At 73.5% G+C, this 26,325-nt stretch carries 19 protein-coding genes; 13 read left to right on the plus strand and 6 right to left on the minus strand.

From position 1 onward, the window contains the following. Positions 1–248: 248 nt before the first annotated feature. The 4 genes from WMF36_RS15110 (at position 249) to WMF36_RS15125 (ending at position 4,938) form a co-directional block, all read left to right on the plus strand. Positions 249–1,610, plus strand: coding sequence for a sigma-54-dependent transcriptional regulator (locus WMF36_RS15110; protein ID WP_437580310.1), 1,362 nt, complete (start codon positions 249–251; stop codon positions 1,608–1,610). A gap of 198 nt (positions 1,611–1,808) precedes the next feature. Next, positions 1,809–3,128, plus strand: a complete 1,320-nt coding sequence (locus WMF36_RS15115) for a PhoH family protein (RefSeq protein WP_437491012.1) — start codon at positions 1,809–1,811, stop codon at positions 3,126–3,128. A 120-nt stretch (positions 3,129–3,248) separates the two neighbouring features. Next, positions 3,249–4,349, plus strand: coding sequence for a tyrosine/phenylalanine carboxypeptidase domain-containing protein (locus tag WMF36_RS15120; RefSeq protein WP_437580311.1), 1,101 nt, complete (start codon positions 3,249–3,251; stop codon positions 4,347–4,349). Positions 4,350–4,725: 376 nt separating this feature from the next. After that, positions 4,726–4,938 (plus strand): hypothetical protein, encoded by a 213-nt coding sequence (locus tag WMF36_RS15125; protein WP_437580312.1) that lies wholly within the window; start codon positions 4,726–4,728, stop codon positions 4,936–4,938. 136 nt (positions 4,939–5,074) lie between these two features. Here WMF36_RS15125 and WMF36_RS15130 read toward each other — a convergent pair whose 3' ends face one another. The 4 genes from WMF36_RS15130 to WMF36_RS15145 form a co-directional block, all read right to left on the minus strand. Then, entirely contained in the window at positions 5,075–7,237 is a 2,163-nt protein-coding gene (locus WMF36_RS15130) for a RecQ family ATP-dependent DNA helicase (protein ID WP_437580313.1), read from the minus strand. A gap of 118 nt (positions 7,238–7,355) precedes the next feature. Beyond that, positions 7,356–8,048, minus strand: a complete 693-nt coding sequence (locus WMF36_RS15135; protein WP_437580314.1) for an oxidoreductase — start codon at positions 8,046–8,048, stop codon at positions 7,356–7,358. Positions 8,049–8,388: 340 nt separating this feature from the next. Further along, the gene (locus WMF36_RS15140; protein WP_437580315.1) at positions 8,389–8,907 is read right to left on the minus strand and encodes an NUDIX hydrolase; all 519 of its coding nucleotides are present in this window, start codon (positions 8,905–8,907) and stop codon (positions 8,389–8,391) included. A 492-nt stretch (positions 8,908–9,399) separates the two neighbouring features. Then, on the minus strand, positions 9,400–9,996 hold the full coding sequence (locus WMF36_RS15145) for an FxsA family protein (RefSeq protein ID WP_437580316.1): 597 nt from the start codon (positions 9,994–9,996) through the stop codon (positions 9,400–9,402). Positions 9,997–10,191: 195 nt separating this feature from the next. Here WMF36_RS15145 and WMF36_RS15150 point away from each other — a divergent pair, with 195 nt between their 5' ends. After that, complete coding sequence (locus WMF36_RS15150) at positions 10,192–11,736, plus strand: lysine 5,6-aminomutase subunit alpha (protein WP_437580317.1); 1,545 nt, start codon at positions 10,192–10,194, stop codon at positions 11,734–11,736. A gap of 359 nt (positions 11,737–12,095) precedes the next feature. After that, positions 12,096–12,830, plus strand: coding sequence for an OAM dimerization domain-containing protein (locus tag WMF36_RS15155; RefSeq protein WP_437580318.1), 735 nt, complete (start codon positions 12,096–12,098; stop codon positions 12,828–12,830). A 3-nt stretch (positions 12,831–12,833) separates the two neighbouring features. Here the strand turns inward: WMF36_RS15155 and WMF36_RS15160 are convergent, their stop codons facing one another. Next, entirely contained in the window at positions 12,834–13,625 is a 792-nt protein-coding gene (locus tag WMF36_RS15160; protein WP_437580319.1) for a J domain-containing protein, read from the minus strand. 246 nt (positions 13,626–13,871) lie between these two features. Here WMF36_RS15160 and WMF36_RS15165 point away from each other — a divergent pair, with 246 nt between their 5' ends. The 7 genes from WMF36_RS15165 to WMF36_RS15195 all read left to right on the plus strand — a co-directional run bounded on the left by WMF36_RS15165 (position 13,872) and on the right by WMF36_RS15195 (position 21,862). Beyond that, a complete protein-coding gene (locus WMF36_RS15165) occupies positions 13,872–14,717 on the plus strand; it encodes an SDR family NAD(P)-dependent oxidoreductase (RefSeq protein WP_437580320.1) in 846 nt (281 codons plus the stop codon). A 357-nt stretch (positions 14,718–15,074) separates the two neighbouring features. Further along, positions 15,075–16,820 carry a hypothetical protein gene (locus WMF36_RS15170; protein ID WP_437580321.1) on the plus strand — a complete coding sequence of 582 codons (1,746 nt, stop codon included), beginning with the start codon at positions 15,075–15,077 and terminating at the stop codon, positions 16,818–16,820. A 44-nt stretch (positions 16,821–16,864) separates the two neighbouring features. Then, entirely contained in the window at positions 16,865–17,368 is a 504-nt protein-coding gene (locus tag WMF36_RS15175) for a T3SS (YopN, CesT) and YbjN peptide-binding chaperone 1 (RefSeq protein WP_437580322.1), read from the plus strand. Between the two features lie 19 nt (positions 17,369–17,387). Beyond that, the gene (locus tag WMF36_RS15180) at positions 17,388–18,650 is read left to right on the plus strand and encodes a hypothetical protein (protein ID WP_437580323.1); all 1,263 of its coding nucleotides are present in this window, start codon (positions 17,388–17,390) and stop codon (positions 18,648–18,650) included. A gap of 162 nt (positions 18,651–18,812) precedes the next feature. Continuing rightward, positions 18,813–19,703 (plus strand): carboxypeptidase regulatory-like domain-containing protein, encoded by an 891-nt coding sequence (locus WMF36_RS15185; protein WP_437580324.1) that lies wholly within the window; start codon positions 18,813–18,815, stop codon positions 19,701–19,703. Between the two features lie 385 nt (positions 19,704–20,088). After that, complete coding sequence (cyoE, locus tag WMF36_RS15190) at positions 20,089–21,084, plus strand: heme o synthase (RefSeq protein WP_437580325.1); 996 nt, start codon at positions 20,089–20,091, stop codon at positions 21,082–21,084. Positions 21,085–21,145: 61 nt separating this feature from the next. After that, positions 21,146–21,862: an SCO family protein gene (locus tag WMF36_RS15195; RefSeq protein ID WP_437580326.1), complete on the plus strand. Its 717-nt coding sequence runs from the start codon at positions 21,146–21,148 to the stop codon at positions 21,860–21,862. A gap of 16 nt (positions 21,863–21,878) precedes the next feature. Here the strand turns inward: WMF36_RS15195 and WMF36_RS15200 are convergent, their stop codons facing one another. Next, positions 21,879–26,318, minus strand: coding sequence for a sigma 54-interacting transcriptional regulator (locus WMF36_RS15200; RefSeq protein WP_437580327.1), 4,440 nt, complete (start codon positions 26,316–26,318; stop codon positions 21,879–21,881). Between the last annotated feature and the right edge of the window lie 7 nt (positions 26,319–26,325).

Genomic DNA, 26,325 nt, shown 5'->3' on the forward strand with positions numbered 1-26,325 from the left:
CGACCTGCGTCAACGGATACCACCGCGGGCGCGCGCCGCGCAGCACGGCCGCCGCGCAGGCGCGATCCGCGTCGCGCAGCGGCCTTCGCGCGGTGCGCGGCATCCTTCGCAGAGCCCGCCCGCCGCGCGGCGCGACGCGCCCTGCAACCGAGGCCGTCTTCCCGGCGGATGGCCGCACCGCGGCATGCGGCGAGATGCAACTCGTTGCGGAGTGGTGCGCGCCGGTGTAGGAAAAGTTTTCAGGGTCTATGCGCCGTGTCCTAGTCGTCGACGACGAAGAAAACCTGCGACTCGTGGTGCGCACGTTCCTCAAGCGGGACGGGTATGAGGTCGAGGCGGTCTCGAGCGGCGAGGAAGCGCTCGCGATGGTCGAGACGTTCGGGCCTGACGTGATCCTCACCGACGTCCGGATGCCCAGGATGGGCGGCCTCGATCTCCTGGCGACGCTCAAGGCGAAGGGGAACGATGCCACGGTCATCGTGATGAGCGCCTACGGCAACATCGACATGGCCATCGAGGCGATGAAGGCGGGCGCCTACGATTACATCCAGAAGCCGTTCAAGGCGGAGGAGATGCTGCTCACGCTCCGCAAGGCCGAGGAGCGGGAGTCGCTCCGCCGCGAGAACCGCGCCCTGCGCCAGGAGATCCGGCGGGAGAACCTCTTCGAGGAGATCCTCGCGAAGAGCCCGCCGATGCAGGTGATCTTCAAGACGATCGCGAAGGTCGCCGACTACAAGACCACGGCGCTCATCACGGGCGAGAGCGGCGTCGGCAAGGAGCTCGTGGCCCGGGCGATCCACAGGAGGTCCGGCCGCCGGGGCGGGCCGTTCGTCGCGGTCAACTGCGGCGCCATCCCGGAGAACCTCCTGGAGAGCGAGCTCTTCGGGTACAAGCGGGGCGCGTTCACCGACGCGGTGAACGACAGGGCGGGGCTGTTCGAGCAGGCGAACCACGGCACGCTGCTGCTCGACGAGATCGGCGAGCTGCCGCTGCCGCTGCAGGTGAAGCTGCTCCGGGTGCTCCAGGAGGAGACGATCCGCCGCCTGGGCGACAACAAGGACCTCAAGGTCGACGTCCGCATCCTCGCCGCGACGCACCGCGATCTGCTGGCCGAGACGCAGGCCGGCCGGTTCCGCGAGGACCTCTTCTACCGGATCAACGTGCTCCCGATCGCGATCCCGCCGCTCCGGGAGCGGCGGGAGGACATCCCGATCCTCATGGATCACTTCCTCGCGAGGAACAACGCGCGGTTCGGGATCAACATCCGCGGCTTCGAGCCCGAGGCGCGCCGGCTGCTCCTGGAGTACCGGTGGCCGGGCAACGTCCGGGAGCTGGAGAACACCGTCGAGCGCGCCATGGTGCTCTGCGAGGGCGAGCGCATCGGCGAGGCCGACCTGCCCGAGCGGATCCGCGAGGCGCGCGACCCGATCCAGATGCAGCTGACGAGCGGCGAGCTGTCGATCAAGAAGACGTCGCGCGTCATCGAGGAGATCCTCATCCGGCGCGCGCTCCAGAAGACGAAGGGCAACCGGACCAAGGCGGCCGAGGTGCTGGAGATCAGCCACCGGGCGCTGCTCTACAAGATCAAGGACTACCGGATCGATCTGTGATCGCGGCGGGCCGCCTGGAACAAGGCGTGGACGGCGCGGACGGCGTGGGCGATGTTCCAGATCCGGCCGAGTCGAAGCTCGGTATCTCTCCCGATGTCCGGGCTCCTGCCGATCACCGGGTGACGGCATCCTCGGGCGGGCGACTCAACACTCCCTTGCGCCCGTCGCCGCAGGCGGCTACGCCGTCGCGCTCCCCCCATGAAGAAGAACTACGTTCTCGACGCGAACATCGTGCTCCACGATCCCCACGCGATCTTCAAGTTCGAAGACAACGACGTCATCATCCCGATCTACGCGATCGAGGAGATCGACCAGTTCAAGCGGGAGGGCTCGGAGCGCGGGCGCAACGCGAGGACCATCGCCCGGCTGCTCGACGAGGTCCGCGGCGCCGGCACGCTCGCGACCGGCGTGCTCCTGGAGAACGGCGGCACGCTGCGCATCGCGATCCCGGAGCGGCGGCCGGAGCTGCTCGTGGGGCTGGAGTCGGGCTCGCAGGACAGCGCCATCCTGCAGACGGCGATCGACATCCGCGACCGGCACAAGGATCGGCCGACCATCTTCGTGACCATGGACACGAACCTCCGGATCCGCGCCGACGCGCTCGGGATCCCGGCGGAGACGTACGAGAACGAGCGGGTGCACGACCCGGCCGTCGGGCAGGCGGTCGTCGAGCTCGAGGTGCCCGGCGCCGAGGTCGACGCCTTCTTCCAGAGCGGCGTCCTCACCGGTGCCAACCTGGCGGATCTATTGCCAAATTCAGCGGTGCTCCTCCGCGACGCCGGCGCGCCGAGCCACACGGCGCTCGGCCGCTTCGACGCGGCGCGCGGGCAGATCGTCGCGCTCCGCGTCGGGCGGGAGGGGGTGATGGGGGTCCGGCCGCGCAACAAGGAGCAGGCCTTCGCGCTCGACCTCCTGCTCGACGATTCGGTGCGGCTGATCACGCTCATCGGCAAGGCGGGGACGGGCAAGACGCTCCTGGCGCTCGCGGCGGCGCTCAAGCGGACGACGGAGGACAACGCCTACACCCGGCTGCTCGTGAGCCGGCCGATCATGCCGCTCGGGCGCGATCTGGGCTTCCTTCCGGGCGACGTGGACGAGAAGCTGAACCCGTGGATGCAGCCGATCTTCGACAACCTCGAGTTCCTGTTCTCGAACGGCGGCGCGAAGCCTGGGCGCGACGCGCGCGGCTTCGTGGAGCTCCTGGAGAGCGGGCGGATCCAGGTCGAGCCGCTGACCTACATCCGCGGGCGCAGCCTGCCGCACCAGTACCTCATCGTGGACGAGGCCCAGAACCTCACCCCGCACGAGGTGAAGACGATCATCACGCGGTGCGGCGAGGGGACCAAGATCGTGCTGACGGGCGATCCACAGCAGATCGACAACCCCTACGTGGACCACGCGTCGAACGGCCTCCTCGTGGTGGCGGAGCGGTTCCGGCGCGAGCGCATCGCGGGGCACGTGGTGCTCGCGAAGGGCGAGCGCAGCGAGCTCGCGGAGCTCGCGGCGAACCTGCTCTGAGGCGCGCGGCACGGGGCGCGCGGCGCGTTCGCGAGGCGAGCGGGACGGGGGCGAGCGGGGCGGGGGTGAGCCGGGTGGGGGCGAGCGGGACGAGGGCGAGCGCGAGAGGAGCGGAGGGTCGTGGCGCGGCGTCCTCGGGCTAGCTCGGCGGGGCCGCCGGCCTGGGTGCCGGACGCGGATCGGCTCCTCGGCGCCGCGGCGCGGCGGATCCGCGTGGTCGGATCGAGCACGCCGGTGAACCTCGTCGAGGAGCTCGCGCGGCTCGCCGTCGCGTGGGGGAGGGGCGGCGGGGAGCTCCCGCGGTTCACCTACGCGCCCGCGCAGGACCACAGCGATCTCCGGAAGGCGATGGACACGGCGGCCGAGCGGCTCGCGGGGCAGGGGGAGCTCGGCGTGGTCTACGCTGGCCGCGCCGTCGAGCTCGCCGCCGAGGCCGCGATCTGCGAGGCCGCGGGCGGGGCGGGGTGCTGGGCCGCCGCGCGCCGCCGTTACGTGGCGCGCGACGCGTTCGACGAGCAGGCGGACGCGCTCGCCGCGACCTGGGTCGAGCGGGAGGCGGGCGCGGCGGTGGGCGACGAGGATCGGGTGCGGAGCGACGATGTGCGCTCGCCCCGGTCGCTCGTGTCGCGGATGCGGCGCGAGATCGGGGAGCGGCGCCTGCCTCTCCGGGTCGTGATCGTCGACATCGCGCCGCTCGCCGCGACGGGCGACGGGGTGATCCAGATCGCGCGGGGGCGCATGCTCACGCGCGACGACGTGGAGCGCACCGTGCTCCACGAGATCGAGGGGCACGCGGCGCCCAGCGTGCGCGCCGCGGCGCTCCCGCTCGGGATCTTCGCGATCGGGACGGCGAACGGCGGCGACGATCAGGAGGGCTGGGCGCTCGCGCGCGAGCGCGCCGAGGGATACCTGGTCGGCGCCCGCCGGATCGAGCTCGGGCTGCGCCACCTCGCCGCCCGGAGCGTCGAGCGCGGCGCCGGCTTCGTCGAGACTGCGCGGCTGATCGAGGCGCGCGGCGCGTGCTCCACCGCCGACGCCCTGCGCATCGCGGCGCGCGTCCACCGGGGGGGCGGCCTGGCGCGGGAGGTCGTCTACCTGCCGGCGCTGCTGCGGGTCGAGGCGATGCTCCTGGAGCAGCCGGCGCTCGGCCCGGTGCTCGCCTCGGGCAGGGTCTCCGTGGGGGCCGCGGCGTCGCTTGCGTCCTGGGCGCGGGTGAGCTGATCCACCGTGGTTGCCCGGTCCGACCGTGGTTGCCCGGTCCGACCGTGGTTGCCCGGTCCGACCGTGGTTGCCCGGTCCGAGCGCGAGGACGGGAAGCCGGGAAAAAAAGTCGGATTGTCCCCTGAACTTCTTCCCTTCCCGCCAGACCGATCCGATGAAATGGAGGCACCGCCGGTCGGGCGAGGAGCGGAGAGAAAGGGGGCTGCGTGAAGGGAAGGATCACTTCGGCCGTGCGAGCACGGCATGGAACGCGCTTGTCGTGTCCGCCGGCGAGCACGGCGTCTCGCGCGCCGGGTCGCGCCCGGGTCGGCGGCGCGGCGCGCCGAGGCGGCTCCGGGGGCGCGCGGCGAGGACGGGCGGGCGGGCGGAGGGGGGCATGAACTCGAAGAAGGCCATGGAGAGGGATTCCAGGCGCCCGCCGAGGGGAGGCGAGGCCCCGGTGGTGGTCCTCAAGGACGACCTCCACGTCGTGGATCTCGGCGCCGGTGTGATGCTCGACGTGTTCATCAACGTCGAGGGCCGGCTCACGACCTTCGTCAGCCTGGATGGCCAGCTCATCGCGGAGCTCCGCGTCGCGGGTCACGCGTGAAGAGCGCGCACGATCGCGCCGGGAGGCGTGGAGACGGGGTGAGTCGACTCGAGCGCTCTCCCCGCCTCCACGTCTCCCGGGCGCCCGCCTGCCGGCCGCTCCAGCGACCTGCCGTGCCCGGGCTCGCCTCGGGCGATCAGGGGCCCGCGAACTCCCGCACCACGCGGAGGATGCCCTCTCCGTAGCTCGAGATCTTCGCCTGCCCCATGCCGCGCGCGAGCGCGAGGTCGTCGAGCGACGCGGGCCGGATCCGGGCGATCTCGCGGAGCGTCCGGTCGTGCGCGATGATGTAGGCGGGCAGCGACTTCTCCTTGGCGAGCGTGGCCCGGTGGGCGCGGAGCGCCTCGAACAGCGGGACATCCCGCTCCTCCAGATCGGCCCCGGGCGCCTCCTGCGCGGGCGAGGAGGCTCCGGGAGCGGTCGGCTCGAGGGGCGCCGCATCGCCGTGGGCTGCCGCCGAGCGGAACGCCTGCGCGGCAGGCGGCGTGCGCGCCGGCGCGGAGAGCGCGGCCGTCGCGCGGCGCGCGGCGGGCGAGGGGACCGGCGCCGCGCGGCGCAGCGGCCTGCGGCGCGCGGCGGGGGGCGGGAGCCGCACCCGGGTGGGCACCTCCCCGCGCATCACGCGCCAGCCGGCCGACGTGATCAGGGGGACGGGGAACTCGCCGGTCGTGAGGTCGATCCAGGCGTTGGCGAGCAGCACGCGCAGGATCGACATGGCCTCGTCGAGGCTCTTCCCCTCGAGGACACCGAAGGTGGAGAGCCGATCGAGCCCCATGCGGCGGACGCGCTCGTTCGACTCGCCGATGAGCATCGACGCGATCGCCTGCATCCCGGCGCCGCCCTTCACCCGCGCGACGCCGGCGAGCGCGCGGCGCACGAGATCGTTGTCGCGGGCGAGCGCCGCCGGGTCGCTCGCCTCGAGGGCGTCGACCTCGAGGCAGACGTCGCAGTGGCCGCAGCCGCCGAGCGACTCGGCCTCGTCGCCGAAGTAGCGGAGGATGAAGTCGTGCCGGCACGTCGCGGCGTCGACGTAGCGGAGCAGCTCGCGGAAGAGCCCCCACGCGCGCGCGGCGTCGTCGGCGTTCGCCTCGGCGCCGCCGTCGCCGAGCTGGCAGAGCCGGCGGCGCAGCGCGATGTCCGCGGGCGCAAACAGGAGGAGGCCGCGGGCCGGGTCGCCGTCGCGGCCGGCGCGGCCGACCTCCTGGTAATAGGCCTCGATCGACGACGGCGGCTGGGCGTGCACGACGAGGCGCACGTCGGGGCGGTCGATGCCCATGCCGAAGGCGTTCGTGGCCACGACCACGGAGAGGCTGCGATCGGCGAACCCGGCCGAGAGGCGCGCGCGCGACTCGGGGGCGAGGCCGGCGTGGTAGGCCTCGGCGTTCCAGCCGGCGTCGCGGAGCGTCTCGGCGAGGCGCTCCGCCCCCTTGCGGGTGGCGGCGTAGACGATGCCCGCGCCGCGGGGCCGCCCGGGGTCGCCGAGGGCGTCCAGGAGCGCGCGCGCCGTGCGGCGACCGGCCTCGCGCGGGCCGTCCACCGCGGAGACCTGCAGGTGGAGGTTGGGCCGGGCGAAGCCGCGCAGGATGACCGTGGGCGGCGGCCCTTCGGGCCCGTGCCCGCCCGCGGCGCCGCCGTCGGACGGGCGCAGCGGCCAGCCGAGCCGCCGGATGATCTCGTCGCGCGCGTCGGGGGTCGCGGTCGCGGTGCAGGCGAGGACCCGGGGCGGGCGGAGCCGCGCGATCGCGGCGCCGATGCGCAGGTAGTCGGGCCGGAAGTCGTGCCCCCACTGGACGATGCAGTGCGCCTCGTCGACGGCGACGAGCGAGAGCCGGCTCGCGGCGAGCGCATCGAGGAAGCTGTCGAGGGCGAGGCGCTCGGGCGCGGCGTAGACGAGCTTGTACTCGCCGCGGCGGAGGGCGCCGAGGCGCCGGCCGCTCTCCTCGCGCGAGAGGCTGGAGGCGATGAACGTCGCGGGGATGCCCCGTGCATCGAGCGCGCGCACCTGATCTTCCATCAGGGAGATGAGCGGGCTCAGGACGAGCGTCGTGCCGGGCAGGGCGACGGCTGGGAGCTGGTAGCAGAGCGATTTGCCGCCGCCGGTCGGCGCGACAACGAGGACGCGGCCCGCGCCCCCGAGCAGGGCGTCGATCGCCTCGCGCTGCCACGGCCGGAACGCCGCGATGCCGAACCGATCCGCGAGCACGGCGTCGATCGACGGGGGCGGGTTTTCCGGGGGGCGCAGCAGGGAGGAGGCGAGGCGCTCGGTCACGATCGGCAAAGGGGGCTCGGCGAAGACCATGGCGGCAGCGTCGAGCGAGCGCCGTGCCCGCCGCGAGCCCTAGCACTTCCGCGCGCTTGCGTCGCGCCGGCGGTGGCGGCGCCATGGCGGCGCGGGGGCCGCCCTGCGGGCCGGTCGATCAGGCCTGGACGACGCCGATGCCCTTGGCGAGCGTTTCCATGTCGTCGAAGTGATAGACGTGGCGGCCGGGGTTCCCCTGGAGCGCGGCCGCGACCATCGCGCCGGCGACGGTCCTCGCGTCGATCGGGCGGTACCTGCGGAGGCCGCCCTTCATCGTGAACCGGAGCGTCTGCGCCGCCGCGACGCCGATGGCCTCGCCCCTCCTGACCTCGCCCCGCTCTCCGAGGAGCAGGCTCGGGCGCAGGACGTGGACCGACGCGAAGCTCGCGGCCGAGAGCTCCTGCTCGAGCTCGCCCTTCACGCGCAGGTAGAAGCTTGTCGAGCGCGGATCGGCGCCCACGGAGGAGACCAGGATGAGCTGCTTCACCCCCGCCTTCTCGGCGAGCCTGGCGACGGTGATCGGGTAACGATAGTCGATCTGGTAGAAGGCCTCTTCGGAGCCGGCCTTGGCGATGGTCGTCCCGAGCGCACAGAACACGTCGGTCACGCCGGCGAAGTCCGCGCCGTCCAGCTGCTCGAAGTCGACGATGCGCTGGGAGAGCCGCGGATCCTCGATCGGGGCCGGGCGGCGTAGCAGGGCGACGACCCGCGCGTACGCGGGCTGCTGCACGAGGAGGCGCAGGCAGTGGCCGCCGACCAGGCCCGTTCCTCCCACGATGAGAGCTGTCTTGTCGACCGTCATGGATTCCATGTTCCTGCGGAATCACCCGCGGAGAGCGCCGCCGCCGGGATCCGCAGCCGTACCCCGCAGAATAGCCCAAGCGGCGCGCGAACCCTAGTGGCCGGCTGCGCGCGCCCAGAGCGGACGGTCGGCGCGGACCCCCCACGGTTCCTTCACCGGTGTGTGCGGGCTCTACATCGCCGTGGCCGGTCGCCATCTGCTGGGGTGGACTGCTCACCAGGACGGAATACGCCGAGGAGATGCGCTTGGCGTACGCTGGGTGGCGTCAGCGCGGCGTCGCGTAAAGGGCCCGCGGGGCGCGGGGCCCGATCGCGCGGCCGGCGCCGGCGAGCGCCCCGCGGCGCGCGGCTCACGTGAGCGGCGCGGGGGCGACCTTCTGCGCGAGCTTCGCGCGCTGGGCGTGGAAGGCCTTGATCGCCATCGGGATGACCTGCTCCCGATGCTTGGGCACCATGTTGTTCGGCAGCTGCTCGACGGGCCACCAGGCGCCGGTGGCCGGGACCTCGGCGAGCTTCGCCTGGTGGACCCGGGAGAGCATCCAGCCGCGCGCGGCGGCCGAGAAGTAGTCGCCGACGAACGTGAAATCGGAGATCGTCATCCCGACCCGGTGGAGGACCTGCTCGGGCTGCTCGCCCGGCGACAGGACGCTCCCGGGGCAGCACCACTGTCCTGGGCCCGACTCCGACGCTCCTCGCCGGGTCAAGAGCACCTCGAGCGCGCCAGAGTCCGCGTTCCTTCGGAGGCACACGGCGTCCGCGGCGAGGTGGATGGGGAGCCGGGAGATCGCGTTGATGAGCGAGCTGCCGAGCGGCTCCCTTGGATCGATGTGCCCGAGCAGCCAGCCGGCCATGGTTCGGATGAGCCTCATCGCTGCACCCTCCGCGAGGGCGCGCCGTGCGACCGCTGGCTCATCGCCGCGCGAGGCGCGCCCAGGCGAGCGCGGCGCTGCTGTTCAGGGCTGGACGTCGTACCAGAGCCGTTCTTCGTGCCGCTATCCGAGCGGCGCGGTTCGTTCGATGGGATCGCGTGTCGAGTTGGATCTAGCATAGGGGGTTGCTGCGTTGGTTACTTGTGCGTTGTCGCGTCACGTTGTGCGGGTTCAGATCTTCATCTCGCCTCTCCTGAGATGTCGGACCACGCCGACGACGTTCAGGAGCCTACAATATCCTGTGTTTCTTTATCGTTTCATTCATGCAGCCCGCGCGTGAATCATCATCTTGCGTTGTTGCTCGCGTTGTTGCTCGCGTGTTTCGCCGGCCCCTCACGCGGGTGTTCAGGCGTCGAGCGCGAGAGTCGTTGGTGCCCGGGGGGCGCGGGCGAGCGCGCATGGGCTCGCCGAAACACAGATGTCACCGGGATGTCAGCGGGGCAGTCGTCGCGTCTGCTGCGCCGGCCCGCCGCGCTCGTCGTCCTCGGTCACCTCCGCCTCGACGTCGATGACCGGGCCTGACGCCGGCCACGCCGGTCGCTCGCGGGACGCGCCGGGGCGCTGCGCGGTGCGCCCGCCGAACGGCCCGCCGCCGAAGTCGATGACCCTCATGGTGAAGAACGCCCCGTTGCCCGGGCCGTCCCCGCCGAGGCCGGCGGCGCTCGCCGCGGCCACCCGCCGCTCGAACCGCTCGCGCACGGCCGCGGCGAGCCGTCGGCGCACGGGCGGGACCAGGAGCAGGAGCCCGGCCACATCGGTCAGCACCCCCGGCGTGACGAGCAGCGCCGCGCCGAGGAGCACGAGCAGCCCTCCGGTGAGCCCCTCGTCCGGGACGCGGCCCTCGGCCATCGCGCCCCGCCAGGAGGCGAGCACCTTGAGCCCCTCGCGCTTCGCGAGCGCTGCCCCGAGGACGGCCGTTCCGAGCGCGATCGCCACCGTTGGCCAGAAGCCGATGACATCGCCGATCGACAGGAGCAGCCAGAGCTCCAGGATCGGGACCGCCGTGAAGAGCAGGATGAGCTTGCCCATGACCCCCCGTCTAGCGCCGCCCGTCGCGCCGCGCACGTGCGGGACCGCGCGCCGCGCGCTGCCGTGCGCCGCCGCCAGCGCCGTGGTCGCGCGCCGCCGCCGCGCCGCCCGCGGTCGGCTGCTCCGCTGCGGATCCCGCGCCGGAGTACCGGTCGCGGTGAGAGTGCGCTAAGACCGCCTGCCCCGGAGAAATCCATGACGACTGTCCCCGTGGAGCAGGAAAAGGTGGAGGCGTGCCGCGCGTTTGCCGCCGACATCGCCGACGACGTGCAGCGCTTCATCGACCGCCACACCACGGTCGGCGTCGAGCGCACCGTGGCCCGCGCCTACGGCGTGGTCGGCGCCGACGCGGAGGGGACGCCGCTCGCCAACGCGCTCGTCGACCGCATCCACAAGGTGGGGCAGGTCGGCCGCGGGGTCGCGTACCACCTCGGCCGGGCGCTTTGCGAGGGCGCCGCCTCGGTGCAGGAGGCCGCCGAGATGCTGGCGTTCAGCGAGGCGGCCGACTTCGGCCCGGGTCCGTCCGCGGCCGAGGCGCGCGGCGCGATCGAGGCGGCGACGCGGGAGGCGATCGCCCGGATCGACAGCGCCCGCGACGAGCGCGAGGCCAACAAGGCGGCGCACCGGGTCGGCACAGCGCCGCTCAAGTACGTCATCGTCGCGACCGGCAACATCTACGACGACGCCGTCCAGGCCAAGGCCGCCGGCTTCGCCGGCGCCGACATCGTCGCCGTGATCCGCGCGACCGCCCAGTCGCTCCTCGACTACGTCCCGGAGGGGCCGACCACCGAGGGGTACGGCGGCACGTACGCGACCCAGGAGAACTTCAGGATCATCCGCCGCGCCGCCGACGAGGCGACCCGCGACACAGGCACCTACCTCGCGCAGACGAACTACTCGTCCGGCCTGTGCATGAGCGAGATCGCCTGGATGGCGGCGGTCGAGCGGCTCGACATGCTGCTCAACGACGCGATGTACGGGATCCTGTTCCGCGACATCAACATGCAGCGGACGTTCATCGATCAGTACTTCTCCCGCAGGATCATCGCGCGGAGCGGCATCGTCATCAACACGGGAGAGGACAACTACCTCACGACCGCCGACGCCGTCGAGAAGGCCCATACGGTGCTCGCGTCGCAGTTCATCAACGAGGCGTTCGCCCGGCGCGCGGGCCTCCGTGAGGAGCTGATGGGCCTCGGCCACGCCTTCGAGATCAACCCCTGGCTCGAGGACAGCCTCCTCTTCGAGCTCGCCCAGGCCCAGCTCGTCCGGCAGATCTTCGATCGGCACCCGATCAAGTGGATGCCGCCCACGAAGTTCAAGACAGGCGACATCTTCCACAGCCACGTCCACGACGCGATGTTCAACCTGGTCGGGATCACGACGGGCCAGTCGATCGCGCTGCTCGGGATGTTCAGCGAGGCCGTTCACACGCCGCTGCTCATGGACCGGTACCTCTCGCTGAAGAGCGCCCGTTACATCTTCACGGCGGCGCGGCACCTCGGCGATGAGATCCAGTGGAAGCCGGGCGGCATCGTCGAGTCGCGCGCCCGCGAGGTCCTCGACAAGGCGCACGCGCTCCTGCGCGAGGTCGAGCGGGAGACCCTCTGGGACGCGATCGGGCGCGGCGCGTTCGGCGACGTCAAGCGCGCGCGCACGGGAGGGAAGGGGTACTCGGGGGTGGTGGCCCGCCACCCGGACTACCTGAATCCGATCCTCGAGGTGCTGGAGCGGTCGTAGGCCGCCCGGCCCTCCAGCGCTGACGCGCCGGAACGACGGGAACGGAAGGAAAGCTGGCAAGACGCCAGCGTGCCAAGAAGCGCCAGGAAAAGAGATCTCCGGTTCTCCTGGCATCCCTGGCGTCTTGGCGGTTCATCTCCCTCTCTTCCGAGCGCCGCGCTGGACCGGCGCCTGTCCCGGAGTCGGACGGGAATCCCTTCCGAAAGCGAGCTCACTGACGTCTTCAAAAGGCATTCTTCCTGGCCTCGCGTGCCTCTGTGATCGCTCTCCGTCGCGCGATGGCTCTAGCCACGAGAGGCCGCCCGGCGCTACTGTCGATGGGGGATCGGCTCCTTCCGCCCCTTCAGACCGAGGTGAGCATGACACAGCGAAACATCCTGCGTGCGTATGGAGATCGCGAGGGCGACGGGATGGTCCAGATGTCGTTCACCCTCCGCATCCTGCCGGGCGACCGGGCGCGCGAGGTGGCGAAGCGCTTCGCCGAGGCGCACGGCCTGCGCGAGCCGCTGGTCACGGCCATGGAGCAGGCCAGCCGGGAGCACACCTATTTCGTCGTCTACGGCCACTCCCAGCACGGGGTCGACACCTCGGACATCGAGGTGGAGGAGCTCGCGGCCCAGCCGCTCACGCGCGACCAGATCGAGGAACAGGCGAAGAAGCTCGGTCGCAAGATCGTCGTCGTGGGCGCCTGCACCGGCAGCGACGCGCACACCGTGGGTATCGACGCGATCCTGAACTACAAGGGCTTTGCCGGAGAGAAGGGCCTCGAGAGCTTCAAGTGCATCGACGCCCACAACCTCGGCGCGCAGGTCGAGAACGCCGAGCTCTGCGAGAAGGCCAAGGCGCTCGGCGCCGACGCCATCCTTGTGTCGCAGGTGATCACGCAGCGGAACTGCCACAAGGAGAACGCGGCGGCCCTCGTCGAACTGGCGACGCGCCAGGGCTTCCGGGACAAGGTGATCCTGCTCCTCGGCGGCCCGCGCATCGACCACAACCTCGCCGTCGAGCTCGGCTTCGACGCCGGCTTCGGCCCCGGCACGAAGCCGATCACCGTGGCGTCGTTCCTTGTCGAGCGCCTGGTGGGCAGGGTCTAGCGATCAGGCGACGAGCAGGTGGTAGGCGGCCGAGAGCTCGGCGAACTGCGCGGTGCGCTGGGCGCGCTCGCCGGGCTGCGCGGCGCCGCGGTCGGGGTGCAGCACCGCGGCCATGCGGCGGAAGGTGCGGCGGATCTCGGCCTCGGTCGCGCCCTCGCGCAGACCGAGCACCTCGAGCGCCCGGCGGCGCGGCTCGTCCAGCCGGACGGCGCGCGGGGGCGCGCTCGACGGTGCGCCGCGCGGGGGCGCGCTCGACGGTGCGCCGCGCGCGGCGCCCGCGACGCGCCGGTGACGGTCCCGCGCGCGCGGGCGGCCGTGGAGGAAATCGCTCGGCGCGAGCGGGCCGGTCTGCCGGAGCGACCCGGCGAGCGGCCTCGCCGTGTGGAAGCAGATGGTCGCCTCCTCGATGGCGAAGAGCGCCTCGAGGCGGGCGCGGAGCTGGATCTGGAGCGCGCGCTCGACCGCGCTCTCCGGGATGAGCCCCGCGGCCACGAGCACCTCGCCGGTCCGGCGCCCCCGGTGCGCGGCGACGAGCGCGGCGAGCCGCTGGATCGACGGCTCCGGCGCCGAGCCCTCCCGCGCGAGGATCTCGCCGAGGCGGGGCACCCGGAGCGGCGTCTCGACGGCCGTCACCAGGCCGGAGAAGAGCTGGATCCGGTGCTGGCGACCGGGCACCGTGGAGCCGCTCGGCGTCCTGAGCTCGCAGAGCTCCAGGAGCCCGGTGGTCCTCTCGCGGTGCAGCGCGCCGAGCAGGTCTCCCAGGGTCGACGTGGAAAGGCGGCTGGGCAGTTGCATCGAACGCGGCGTTATCATCGCCGCGCGCGATCGGGCAAAGAAGCCGCGTTCGCGCGGGCGGCGAGCGCGCGCGGACGCGGCCGGGAGGGTCTGCCTGCCCGCGCGGGCAGCGCGCGCGGGCAGGCAGACGAGCGTGCGCCCGCTGGCACGCACGAATCTGCGCCCGGATCGCGGCCCGCTGTGCGAAGCTCCGCCCGAAAACGGCCCGGCGCGGCGCGCCGGCGCGCGGATCAGGAGGAATCTGCGATGGGCTTGCTCGACGGAAAGGTCGCGATCATCACGGGAGCCGGCGGCGGGATCGGCCGCGAGGAAGCGCTGCTCTTCGCCCGGGAGGGCGCGAAGGTCGTCGTCAACGACCTCGGCGGCGCGCGCGACGGATCGGGATCGAGCGACGCATTGGCGGCGCAGGTCACCGAGGAGATCCGGGCCGCGGGCGGGCAGGCCGCGCCGAGCTTCGACAACGTGGCGACCCCCGAGGGCGCGGCGAGGATCGTGAAGACCGCCGTCGACGCGTTCGGCAGGGTCGACATCCTTGTGAACAACGCGGGAATCCTCCGCGACAAGACGCTCCTCAAGATGGATGAGGGGATGTGGGACGCCGTCATCACCGTTCACCTGAAGGGGACGTTCCTGTGCACGCAGGCCGCCGCGAAGCAGATGGTCGCGCAGGGCGATGGAGGGCGGATCGTCAACACCACGAGCGTCTCGGGGATGCTCGGCAACTTCGGACAGGCCAACTACGCGGCGGCCAAGGCCGGCATCTACGGGCTCACCCGCACCGCCGCGATCGAGCTGCAGAAGCAACGGATCACCGTCAATGCGGTCGCGCCCATCGCCAAGACCCGCATGACCGAGGATCTGCCCATGTTCCAGTCGGCCGGCGACACCCTCACGCCGGCGCACGTCGCGCCCGCGGCGCTGTTCCTCGCGTCCAACCTGTGCGCCGACCGGACGGGCAATGTCCTCGCCGTCGCCGGTGCGCAGATGTACATTTACAAGGTCGTTCAGAGCCCCGGAAAGTTCAAGGACGAGGGCGCTGTCTGGACCGCGCAGGAGATCGCCGATCACTGGGACGCGATCAACAAGCTCTGATCGCAGCGCCGGCGAGGGCGCCGCGTCGACGGCCGGCGGCGGCTCGAACGCGCCGCCTCGATCCCGCGGCCCAGGGCTCCTCCCAGCGGGCCGCGCGCTTCACGTGGCGCGCGGCGGACGCGGCGGACGCGGCGGTCGCGGCGGAAGCGAGGGCTCGGCGCGCGGCGACCGTTGCTGTGCTGATCCCCGGATGCTAGGTTCGAGGCGCTTCCGGGGTGCGATTGGCGCATCGACGTACTGTTCGAGCAGGTCGTTCTCGCGGAGTCTGGAGGTGCCACCGGTGACCGTCGTTCGCTGCTGTTCCGGCTGCGCCTCCTCGCGCGGTGCGGCCTCTGCAGCGCGGAGGCGCTGAGCACCATGTCGCGCGACGTCCACATCCCGCTCGCCCTGTGGATCTGCGCGGCGATCGTGGCGCACATGGCGGGCGGCGGGGGCGCGGTCGAGGTGGCGCAGGTCATCGAGGATCGGGCGCAGCTCCGCCGGATGGTCCACGCGGTGCGGGAGGGCCTCCGTCCGGGCGATACGACGTTCGAGGTGCTGACCGACGGCATGGCGACGACGCCGCCTCCCGCCCCGCTCGCGCCGCCGGAGCGATCGCCGGAAGGCGATCCGGACAAGGACGCGCCGACCGATCCGCAGCAGGAGCCCGAGCCGGCCAAGGCGGAGAAGAAGAAGCCGCCCAAGCCGGAGCCGCCGCGCCAGGCGAAGGCGCCTCCGCCCGCGCCGCCGAAGCCGCCCAAGGAAGAGGTGGCTAAGGTCGTGCCGGTCCAGCCGGTGCCGCCGCCGCCGCTGCCGCCGGCGGATCGGCGGATCGCCGTCCGCCAGCACGTCGAGAAGGACCAGGAGGACAACCCCGAGGCGAACCGGATCGCGGACGACGCCAACAAGGTCGCCGAGGAGACCATGGCGCAGATCCGCTCGAAGGATCAGGACGATCCCACGCCGACGCCCGGGAGCCCGACCGGCCCGAGGGGGCCGAAGGACATGGTCGGCGACAGCGACCACGATCACAGCGGCCACAGCGAGGAGCGCGCCGGCAACGAGAAGAACGCGCCCGGCGAGAGGAGCTCCGACAGCGAGAGCGCGGAGCACCACAGCCCGGCGTCCCCGGCGCAGGCAGCGCAGGCCTCTCGGGCGGCGCCGCCCGCGAGCGTTCCGGGCGCGAGCGGCGGCGGCCGCGTGGCGCAGGCGCCCCCCGGCATGCTGGCGCCGGAGAGGGGCGCTGCGGGCGGCTCCGGGCCGGCGTCGCCCGAGGTCGTCGACAACCCGAGCGCGGGCTACACCCTCAACCCGGCGAACCCGGGCGGCGACGGCAAGAGCCGCGTCGCCGGAAAGAAGGCGACGCCGCAGCCCTACCAGAGCCCGGTCCGCGTCGGCTCGATCGGCCTCGGCGCTCCAGGGCTCCCCGGCGGGCCCAACCTCAACCTGAACATGGCCGGTGTGCAGGCGGCCGTGGGCAACGAGAAGCTCAGGGCGGAACGGGCTTCGGACGGCGCGTCCCGCAAGAGCGCGCACCGGGGCTCGTGGGAGACGACGGACAAGTGGAAGAAGTGGCGCGCCGCGATCGAGAACTACGACCCCTCGGTCAAGCCTGGCAACCAGACGTCCCTCAACGCCGCGCGGGTGCCGTTCGCGACGTACATCAACATGATCCACAACCGGCTCCACCCGATCTTCGCCGAGGAGTTCCTGGCGTCGCTCGAGAGCCTGCACTCGGGGCACGCGTTCAACCAGAACCGGGTGACGCACCTGGAGATCGTGCTGAACAAGGACAGCGGCAGCATCGTGCGCCTCGGGGTCACGAGGCCGAGCGGGATGACGGCGTTCGACATGGTCGCGCTCAACTCGGTGCACCGCGCGTCACCGTTCGGAAAGGCGCCGGACGCGATCGTCTCACCCGACGGCAACGTGTACCTGCACTGGGAGTTCCACCGGGATCCGTACGACGCGTGCTCCACCCGCAACGCGCGGCCCTTCCTGCTGAAGGCGCCGTCCGGTGCCGCCCCGGTCGAGCCGGCGCCGGTGCGCAGGGCGCCGCGGCCCGTCCCGGGCGACGAGCAGATGCGAGCGCCGCCTGGACCGCTGCTCCCGCTCCGGCGTTAGGTCCCGGCTCTGCACAGGGACCGCGGCGATGTATTCTCGGCGGCATGTCGAAGGATTCCGACGCGGCCGTTCAAGTGACCATCGCGCGCATCGAGGCGGCGCTCGCGGATTCCCCGGCGTTCACCCGGATCGAGCCGCAGTTCTACGTCGTCCGCCAGGGGACCGCGTACGTGTACCTTCATGTCCTGCCCTGGGCGCCGGATCGCGCGCTCGTGCGCCTCGTCGCGCAGCTCGCCCGCGGCGTCGAGATGACGCCGGATCTCGCGATGAAGCTGCTCCGCCTGAACGCGCGCATCCGCTTCGGCGCCTTCGGCTACGTCGCGCAGGGCTCGTGTGTGGTCATCGTTCACACGCTCCTCGGCGGCGAGACGCTCGACGCCGACGAGATCCTGGTCGCCCTCCGGGATCTGTCGGTGCTCGCCGATGAGTACGACGACCGCATCGTCGAGGAGGCCGGCGGTCAGCGGATGCAGGACCTGATCGACGCCTCGGCGACCGCCGCGGTCTTCACCGATCTCGACGCCCCCCGCCCCTGGGACAAGGGCTGAGCGACGGGCGCTCTTCTTCATGCTCCTCAACATCGATCTTCCCCCCGAAGCCCCTCCTCCCTCCGCCGCACCGGACGCCGCCGCCTCGCCCCGTCGCGAGGACGGCGGCGACGCGCCGCCCGCCGAACGCCGGTCGTCCGCCGCCGAGCGCCCGCCGCTCGCCGGCCTGCCCGTGCTCCGGCTGATCCGGCCGCTCGCCGTGCTCGCCCTGCTCGCGATGATCCTCGGCCGCATGCTCGCGCCCGCGATGGTCGGCCTGGCGGTGGGCATCGAGCGCGCCGCGCACGCGGTCGAGCTCGCCGGCGCCGGCGCATCGCAGCTCTTCGCGATCGGCGCGATCGTGATCGCGATGGCGCTGATCGGCGCGCTCGTGCGGAGCCGCGTCCCGTACGCGCTGCGGATCGCCGCGATCGTCGCGGGCAGCTTCGTCATCCTCGTCGTCCTGCACGCCACCGCGCAGCGCGTGCCCGATCTCTCCGCCGCGCTGATCGGCGTGAGCGCGGCGATCCTCGCGCTCGGCAGCGCCTGGGAGGCGCTCCGCGTCCCGTTCATGCGGCCGGTCGCGGCCGCGCTCGGGCTCGTCGGCGCCTCCGCGCTCGTGCGGCTCACCGGCGTCCTCCTCGCCGTCTGGGCGAACGACCGCGGTTCGAAGGCGCTCGCCGGCGCGACGAGCTCCGTGGCGACGGCCGCGTTCGCGCTCGACGCGCTGGCCGTCCTCGTGGCGACGGTCGCGCTCGGCGCGCGCCGCGAGGCGCGGCCGCGCGACGCCGAGCCGCCGCGGCCGCGCGACGCCGAGGAGCCGCGGCCGCGCCTCGTCAGCCCGCTCTCGCTCGCGGCGCTCGCCTTGTCGCTGCTCGTCACCCGCGCGGCGCTCGCGGGCGCCGCCGACGATGCGTCGATGCTCGAGGTGCTCCTCCGCCGCGCGCTCGATCGGCTGCTCACGCGCCCCGCTCCGGTCGTGCCGCTCTCGATGCAGCTGTTCGTCGGCGCGCTCTCGGTGGTGGTCGTCGCGCTCGCGCTCATCGCGCCGCCGCGGCTGCCGGTCCTGGGCGGCGCGCTCGCGCTGCTGCTCGTCGCGCGCAGCGCCCCCGAGGTGCCGCTCAACGCGCTGTCGCTGCTGATCGCCGCCCTCTGCGTCGCGCTCGCCGCGCGCGACGAGCGCGGCTTCTGGGCGGCCGTGCTCGCGACCGAGCGCGAGGGCACCTCGAGCGCCTCCCGGGCGCCGGAAAACCGGACATCACCGGGGACGCGTCAGGTTGACGCGAGCGACGACACTCGTTAAGCACGCCCTCGCCGCGCGGGCGATCCGCGCGCAGCGTTCCACCTGCTGCTCGCCGCCGGGACGGTGCGGGAGCCATCCGGTCCCGCCGGTCTCTCCTTCACCGGGCCCCGCGGGGCGCGACCCAGGCTCGCGAGGCGCGCCGTGGGGCACGGGAGAGTCCTCATGCATCGTCGCGATCTCGTCTCGCTGTCCGCTCTCGCGCTCGTCGCGCTGACGCTCGGCGCCGGGTGCCCCGAGGAGCCCGCGAGGCCCGCCGGCGGCACGGCGGCGACGTCCACGGCCGTCGCGCCGGCGGCCTCGGCCGAGGAGCCCAGCGCGGCGCCGCAGGCGGCTGAAGCGCCGAAGGCGACGGGACAGGCGGCCGCGCCGGCCGCGCCCGAGGGCAAGGGGACGATCCAGGGGGTCGTCAAGCTCACCGGCAAGCCGGTCGAGATGAAGGTCCCGGCCGCGCGCAAGGACGCCCCGATCTGCCAGGACAAGGACGTCGTGTACAACGCCGTCGTCGTCAACGACGGCAAGCTCAAGGACACCTTCGTCCGCATCGCAGTCGGGGGCGTGCAGGGCAGCTGGAAGGCGCCCGACACCCACGCCGTGGTCGACCAGAAGGACTGCATGTATGAGCCGCGCATCCTGGGCGTGGTCTCCGGGCAGCAGGTCGACATCAAGAACAGCGACCGGACGCTGCACAACGTGCACTCCTACAAGGGCTCTGAGACGCTGTTCAACCAGGCGCAGCCGAGGGGCGCCGATCCGCTCACGAAGACGTGGAACGACGGCATCATCAAGCTCACCTGCGACATTCACCCGTGGATGCGCGGCTTTGTCGTGGTGACGGAACACCCGTTCTTTGCCGTGAGCGGTGATGACGGCTCCTTCACGATCGAGAAGGTCCCGGCCGGCAAGTACAAGCTCGAGGCGTGGCACTCCCGCTATGGGCTGAAGACGGCCGACGTCACGGTCGCGGACGACAAGCCCGCCCAGGTCACGTTCACGTACGCCGGCACCGAGCCTGAGCCGGCGGAAAACAAGGACGAGCTCAAGGGCCTTTGGTGAGGTCCCTGGCGGCGCCTGCCGCAGGCGGCGGCGCGCCCGGGGTCGCCCGGCCGGCGGCGAGCCGCGCGGAGAAACGACCCTCCCTGCCGCGCTCGACGCGAAGAAGCTCGCTCGACGCGAAGAAGTAGGCGGACGGGCGCGCCGTGACGGTTGCCGCACGGCGACTCGTGCCCTAAAGGGAAGCGGCGACAACGGACGAACTCGACTCCCCGAGCCGCGTTGCGCGCGCTAGTGTCCCGGCCCAGATGCTGTTCTCCCCCGCCACCCGCGCTCAGGCGATGACGTCGTTTTCCGGCCTGGCTATCCCGCCTACAAGGGTCTCTGGAGATGTCGCGCGGGCACGCGGCGCGAGCGCCGGTCACGGCGGCGAGGTGCGCGCGTGACCATGAGCGTCGAGCCGGCCGCGGAGCGGGCCCCGGTCCCTTACATCCGCCAGGCCGAGCCTTCTGAAGGCGACGACTGCGCGCTTCCCACGAGCGCGCGCCCGCTGCTCAAGGTAGCGGCCGATCTCGTGAGCCTCACCAAGCCGCGCATCACGAGGATGGTGGCCGCCACGATGCTCGGCGGCATGTGGGTGGCGAGCCGCTACCTCCGCGCCGGGCTGGGCGGACAGGCGATCGACCGCGCGGCCGTGCCTGCGACCCAGCTCGCGCTGGCGCTGCTCGGGACGGTCCTCGTCGTGTCGGGCGCCAATGTGCTCAACATGTACATCGAGCGCGACACCGATCGGCTGATGGAGCGGACGCGGAGCCGCCCCTTGCCGGCGCGGCGGCTCGCGCCGGAGGTGGCGCTCTGGTTCGGGATCGCGCTCTCGGCCACGTCGCTTCTGCTGCTGTTCGTCGGGGTGAACGCCGTCACGGGCGCGCTCGCCGCGCTGGCGCTGCTCAGCTACGTGCTCGTCTACACCCCGCTCAAGCGCAGGACGACGCTCTCGCTGCCGATCGGGGCGATCCCCGGCGCCATCCCGCCGCTGCTCGGGTGGACGAGCGTCACCGGGCAGATCGATGCGCCCGGCTTCATGCTCTTCGCGGTCATGTTTCTCTGGCAGATCCCGCATTTCCTGGCGATTGCGCTCTTCCGTCAGGACGAGTACCGGCGCGCGGGGCTCAAGGTGCTGCCCCTGGAGAAGGGAGATCGCACAACGCGGCTCCACATCGTCGGCTATCTCGCGCTGCTCGTGCTGGCCTCGGTGCTCCTCTTCCCGCTCGGCGCGGCGGGCCCCGTTTACCTCGGCGCCGCGGTCCTGCTCGGCGCTGCCTTCTTCGGGCTCGGCGTCAGCGGTCTCCGGCCGGGCACCGGCGCCCCCTGGGCACGACGGGTCTTCTTCGCCTCGATGGTGTATCTGGTGCTCCTCTTCGCCGCGCTGATGATCGGCGCCTGAGCGGCGCCTCGCCGCCTTGACGCGCCAGGGACCGGCCCTTAAGCGTCCTCGGATGGTTTCAATGGAGCCGACGCGCCCGGCGAACGGCGCTCCTCCGACCGCGGAACCGACCGACGAGCTGCTTCCGGAAGGCCGCGGCCCCGCGCCGGCACCTCGGCGCGGGGCGCTCACCGGCAGGCCGCTCTTCTGGATCGCGCTCGTCGCGCTGGTCGGGCTCGTCGTGCCCTTCCTCGTCGGCCGCGCGATCCGTGGCCACGCCGCGGAGCCGCCCGCGATCCGCATCCCCCTGCCGGCCTTCGAGCTGACGGATCAGCGGGGCCAGCGGTTCGGCCTGGAGCAGCTCCGGGGCCGGGTGTGGATCGCCGACTTCATCTTCACGACCTGCCCGACGGTCTGTCCCAAGCTCACGCAGCGCATGAAGGAGATCGACCAGCGAGGGCGCGATCTCGGTGACGCGCTGCACCTCGTGACGTTCACCGTCGACCCGGAGAACGACACGCCGGAGGTGCTCGCGGCCTACGCGGCGTCGCAGAAGCTCCCGCTCGATCGCTGGACGTTCCTGACAGGCCCTCTCGATCAGATAGAGTCGACGATCATCAAGGGCTTCAAGATCGCGATGGGAAAGACGGAGTCGAGCCCTGGCCTCTTCAGCATCTTCCATGGCGAGCGCCTGGTGCTCGTCGACCAGGAAGGCGTGATCCGTGGCTACTACGAGGCGAACAACGAGGGGATCCCCGCGATCCTGCGCGACGCCGGCGCCCTCGTGAAGCAGCGGTGACGCGCTCGGGCTCGCCTCACGCCTCGATCGCGAGCCGCTTGATCATCTTCTGCAGGCCGAACCTCGACAGCCCGAGCAGCTTGGCCGCCTGCGTCTGGTTCCCGCGCGTGCGCTCCAGCGCGTCGCGCACGAGCTCCGTCTCCAGCGCGTCGATCCTCCCGCGGACGTTGAGGCCGAGCTCGCGCGGCGCCGCGCCGCCGCCCTGCGCGATCTCGGGCGACAGGTGCTCCCGATCGATGGTTCCATCGCAGAGCACGATCGCCCGCCGGATCTCGTTCTCCAGCTGGCGCACGTTGCCGGGCCACCCGTAGGCCGAGAGCCGCTCCATCGCTCCGCGCGTGACCCGGACCGGTCCGCGGCCGTGCTTGGAGACGAGGTGCTGGACGATGAGCGGCACGTCGGTGGCGCGCTCGCGCAGCGGCGGCACCCGGATCGTGATGATGTTCAGCCGGTAGAAGAGATCCTCGCGGAAGGCGCGGGCGCGGACCAGCGCCTCCAGATCGCGGTGGGTCGCGGCGATGACGCGCACGTCGACCTTGCGCGTCCGCTCCGAGCCGAGCGGCCGCACGAGGCCGTCCTCGAGGACGCGCAGCAGCTTCGTCTGCATGGCGAGGCTCATCTCGCCGATCTCGTCGAGGAACAGCGTCCCCCGGTCCGCCACCTCGAAGAGCCCGGCGCGCGGCCGATCCGCGCCCGTGAACGCGCCGCGCACGTGCCCGAAGAGCGCCGACTCGAGCAGCCCCTCGGGGATCGCGCCGCAGTTCTCGCCCACGAACGGGTGCGCCGCGCGCGGGCCGTTGTGGTGGATGGCCCGCGCCACGAGCTCCTTGCCGCTGCCGGACTCGCCGCAGACGAGCACCGGCACCTCGGACGCGGTCACGCGGTCGACGAGGCGCAGCATCGCGTGCACGGGCTCGCTCTCGCCGATGATGGCGTCGTACCGGTAGCGCGTGTCCCGGCCCCCACGCGCCCTGGCGAGCTCGATCGCCGCCGCGTCGAGCTCCGCCTCGCGGCGCGCGAGCTCCTCGGCGAGCCGCGACGACGCGCGCTCCGCGCGGCGAACGGCGCGGCGCAGCTGCACCTGGGTGCGCGCGTCGGCGATCGCCAGCGCCGCGACCGACGCGATGGTGCGCGCCCACCGGAGCTCCTGCGCCCCGAACGCGCCGCGGCGAACGCGATCGTCGAGGTAGACGACGCCGAGCGCCTCGCCGCGCGCGATGAGCGGCACGGCCAGCACGCTCCGGAGCTTCAGCGCGTGCACGCTGCGGTGCACGCTCGGCAGCTCCCCAGCGGCGTCGACGGCGACCACCGGCTCGCGCGCCTCCAGCGCGCGGCGCGCGAGCGTCTGCGACAGCGCGAGCTGCTCCGCGCCGAGGCGGGAGCGCGCCAGGTTGCGCGCGGCCCGCGGGACGAGGCGCCCGTTCGGGGCGCGCATGAGCAGGAGCCCCCGCTCGACCCCCGTCCACAGCACGAGCGCGTCGACGACCCGATCGAGCAGCGGCGTGAGCCGCTCGCGTTCGCCGAGCGCGCCGACGAGCGCCTCCAGATCGCGCGCCTGCTCGGGGCCGAGGCCGCTCTCCGGCAGCGCCCGCGCGCGGGCGACCCACGGCAGCGACCGGACCGCGCCGGAGAGCCCCGGCGAGGCGGAGGAGGCCCCTTCCGAGCCCGCGTCCGCGTTGCGCCTGCAGAGCTCGCGCGCGGCCTCGGTGAGCGCTGCGAGCACCCGGTGCGCGACGTCCGTCTGCCCGGTCTGGACCGCGAGCGCGTGCGCCGCGGCGAGCGCCGGGCCGCGCGACGCGATCGGCGCGCGGGCGCCCGCGAGCGAGGCGAGCGCGGCGAGGACGCGATCGCTGCGGCCGCCGTGGGTCGCCGAGCGCGCCGCGCCGCCCTGTCCGTTGTCCTCGGGGGGCGGGTCGCCGACGTCGTCCGCGGCGCGCGCCGCGCGCGCCCCCCACCAGTCGAGCCGCGAAGCCGCGGCGAGGTCCGGGCCGCTCGCGAGCTCGTCGAGCTCCTCGACGCGGGCGCCATCGAGCTCGCCCGCGCCGTGGCGCAGGCGCCGCGCGGCCGCCCGGAGCGCGTCGTCCGCCGAGCCACCGGCGAGGAGCGCCGCGGCGCGCTCCGCCGCCGCGCGCGCGTCGAGCCGCGAGCCGACCTCCGCGCTCGCAACGCCGCCCCCGCGCGTGGCGGCCACGTCCGCGATCGCCCAGAGCGCGTAGGCCTCCGCCTTCGTGTCGCCCGCGTCGCGCGCCCGGGCGATGGCGTCTTCGGCCATCTGGCGGGTCTCGTGCGCGAGGCCCGCGGTGGCGTAGGCGGCCGCGCACGCGAGCAGCGCGCGCGCCCCCTGGGCTGGCCGGCCGAGGTGCTCCCAGAGCAGCGCCGCGCGGGTCGATGTCGCGATCGCGCCGTCGAGATCGCCGAGATCCACCGCCGCCGCCGCCTCGCCGGTCCGGTAGGTCGCCTCCTCGACCACGGCCCCGGCGCGGACGGCGTAGTCGACCGCGGCGCTGAACGACGCGTGCGCGCGCTCCGGATCGCTCGCGTGCCACGCATAGCCGCGCACCGCGGCCATCCGCGCGAGCTCCTCGACGGAGCCCGCGAGCGCCTCGCCGCGCGCCACCTCGGACAGCGCCCGCGCGGCGTCGCCGCGCAGCACCGCGATCAGCGCGCGCACCTCGCAGAGGGGCGCGGTGACCGCCTCCCCGGCGAGCGCCTCGGCCGCGTCCAGCGTCCCCGCGTCGATCGCGATGCGCGCGAGCACCGCGGCCGCGCGCCCCTCCGGGTCTGCGCCGGCGTCGATGGCGGCGCGGGCGCGCTCCTCGGCGAGGGCGCGATCCCCGGCGCGCCGCAGGATCTCCGCGGCGAGCGCCGCGGCCTCCGTCGCGTCCCGCACGGACGCGCGCAGCATCAGGCTCCGCGCGCGACCGAGATCGCCGTGCAGCCGGAGCGCGTTCGCCGCGGCGACGACCAGGCTGGCGGGCGCGTCGTCGCGCTGCTCGATCGCCTCGATCGCGAGCGGATCCGGCGGCACCCGCGCGATCGCGAGCGCCAGCTCCGCCGCCTCCGCCGCGCCCATGGCCTGCGCCGCGGCGGCGCCGCGGTCGCGCGTCGCCGCGGTCGCCCGCCGTCGCGCGCCGTCCCCCAGCGCGGCCGCCTCGACGTCCGCGAACGTCCAGGCCCGCGGCGGGATCTGCCGCGCCAGGGCGACGAGCGCGTCCGCCAGCGCGCGCTCCGGCGCCGCCGCGAGGGTCCTCATCGGCCACGCCGCGGCGCTCGTCCCCACGAGCGCGGTGAGCCACCGCGCGACGCGGTCCGGGCCGAGCCGCCCCAGCCACGCTGCCTCGCCCTGCGGCGAGCCCGCGCGCGCCGTGCCGTCGCCCGCGCTGGAGAGCGCGCGCGCCCGCTGGACCACCGCGAACGCGTCCGCGAGCCAGGAGGCCACGTCGTCGCGCACCCCGGGCGCCGTCTCGAGCTCGTGTCGCCGCAGGCGCAGGTAGGCGGCGCGCACGCGGCGCGCGTCGCGGTCCTGCCGATCGCGCTCCGCGCCCGGCGTCCCGGGATCGTCGCCCGCGCGCCGCGCCGATCTCCCGGCGAGCGGATCGCGCGCCGGCTGCGCGCCGGCGAGCGCGGCGCGGGCCGACTCGGTGACCCACGCCGAGGACGGCCGCGCCGTGGGGCAGGGCGACAGGAGGGCCCTGCAGATCGCGTCGAGCGTGGGCCCGGCGGCGCTCTCCGCGGCCACCGCGGCGCGCGCCGCCCCGATGGGATCGTCCGCGGCCTCCACGCTGGGGAGCGCGATCTCGGCGAGCAGCGTCCCCAGCGCGAGCAGGTCCCTCGCCCGCGCGTCCCCGAGCTCCGCGTCGCGGCGCGCGAGGTACCTGAGCGTCGCCCCTTCCACGGCGGTCTCGTGGATCGAGCAGGCGAGCCCCAGGTCGATCATCCCGATCCGCCCCTCCGGCGTCAGGATCAGGTTCTCCGGCTTGAGATCCCCGTGGGCCAGGCCGATGCCGTGCAGGTCGCCGAGCGCCTCGCCCGCGTCGCGCGCGACGGCGAGCGCCAGCGCCGCGCGCTCGCCCGGAGGCAGCTCGCGTACGGCCTCGGCGACGGCGCGCCCCTCGATCCAGCGCATCGCCACGAACGCGCGCCGCTCCTCGCCGGGGGCGCCCTCGACGCGCGCGACGCCGGCGCGCGCCGACAGCCACCCGACATCGACGAGCTCCGGCAACCGCGGCGAGAGCGCGAGCGCCGCGTGCAACGCCTCGCGGGCGAGCGCCCGCAGCGCGGCCGCGCGCTCCTCCCCGGGCGCGCCGCGGTCGCGTCGCTCGATCTTGAGCGCCACCACGCCGCCGCGCTCCTGATCGACCGCCCTCCAGACCTCGGCCGACCCGCCCGACCCCGCGACATCCAGCAGCCGGAAGCGCTCTGCCAACCGAGGTGTCACGGTCGACGGCTCGCTCATTCCAGGA

The organism is Sorangium sp. So ce887 (assembly GCF_051521455.1).
Taxonomy (GTDB): domain Bacteria; phylum Myxococcota_A; class Polyangia; order Polyangiales; family Polyangiaceae; genus Sorangium.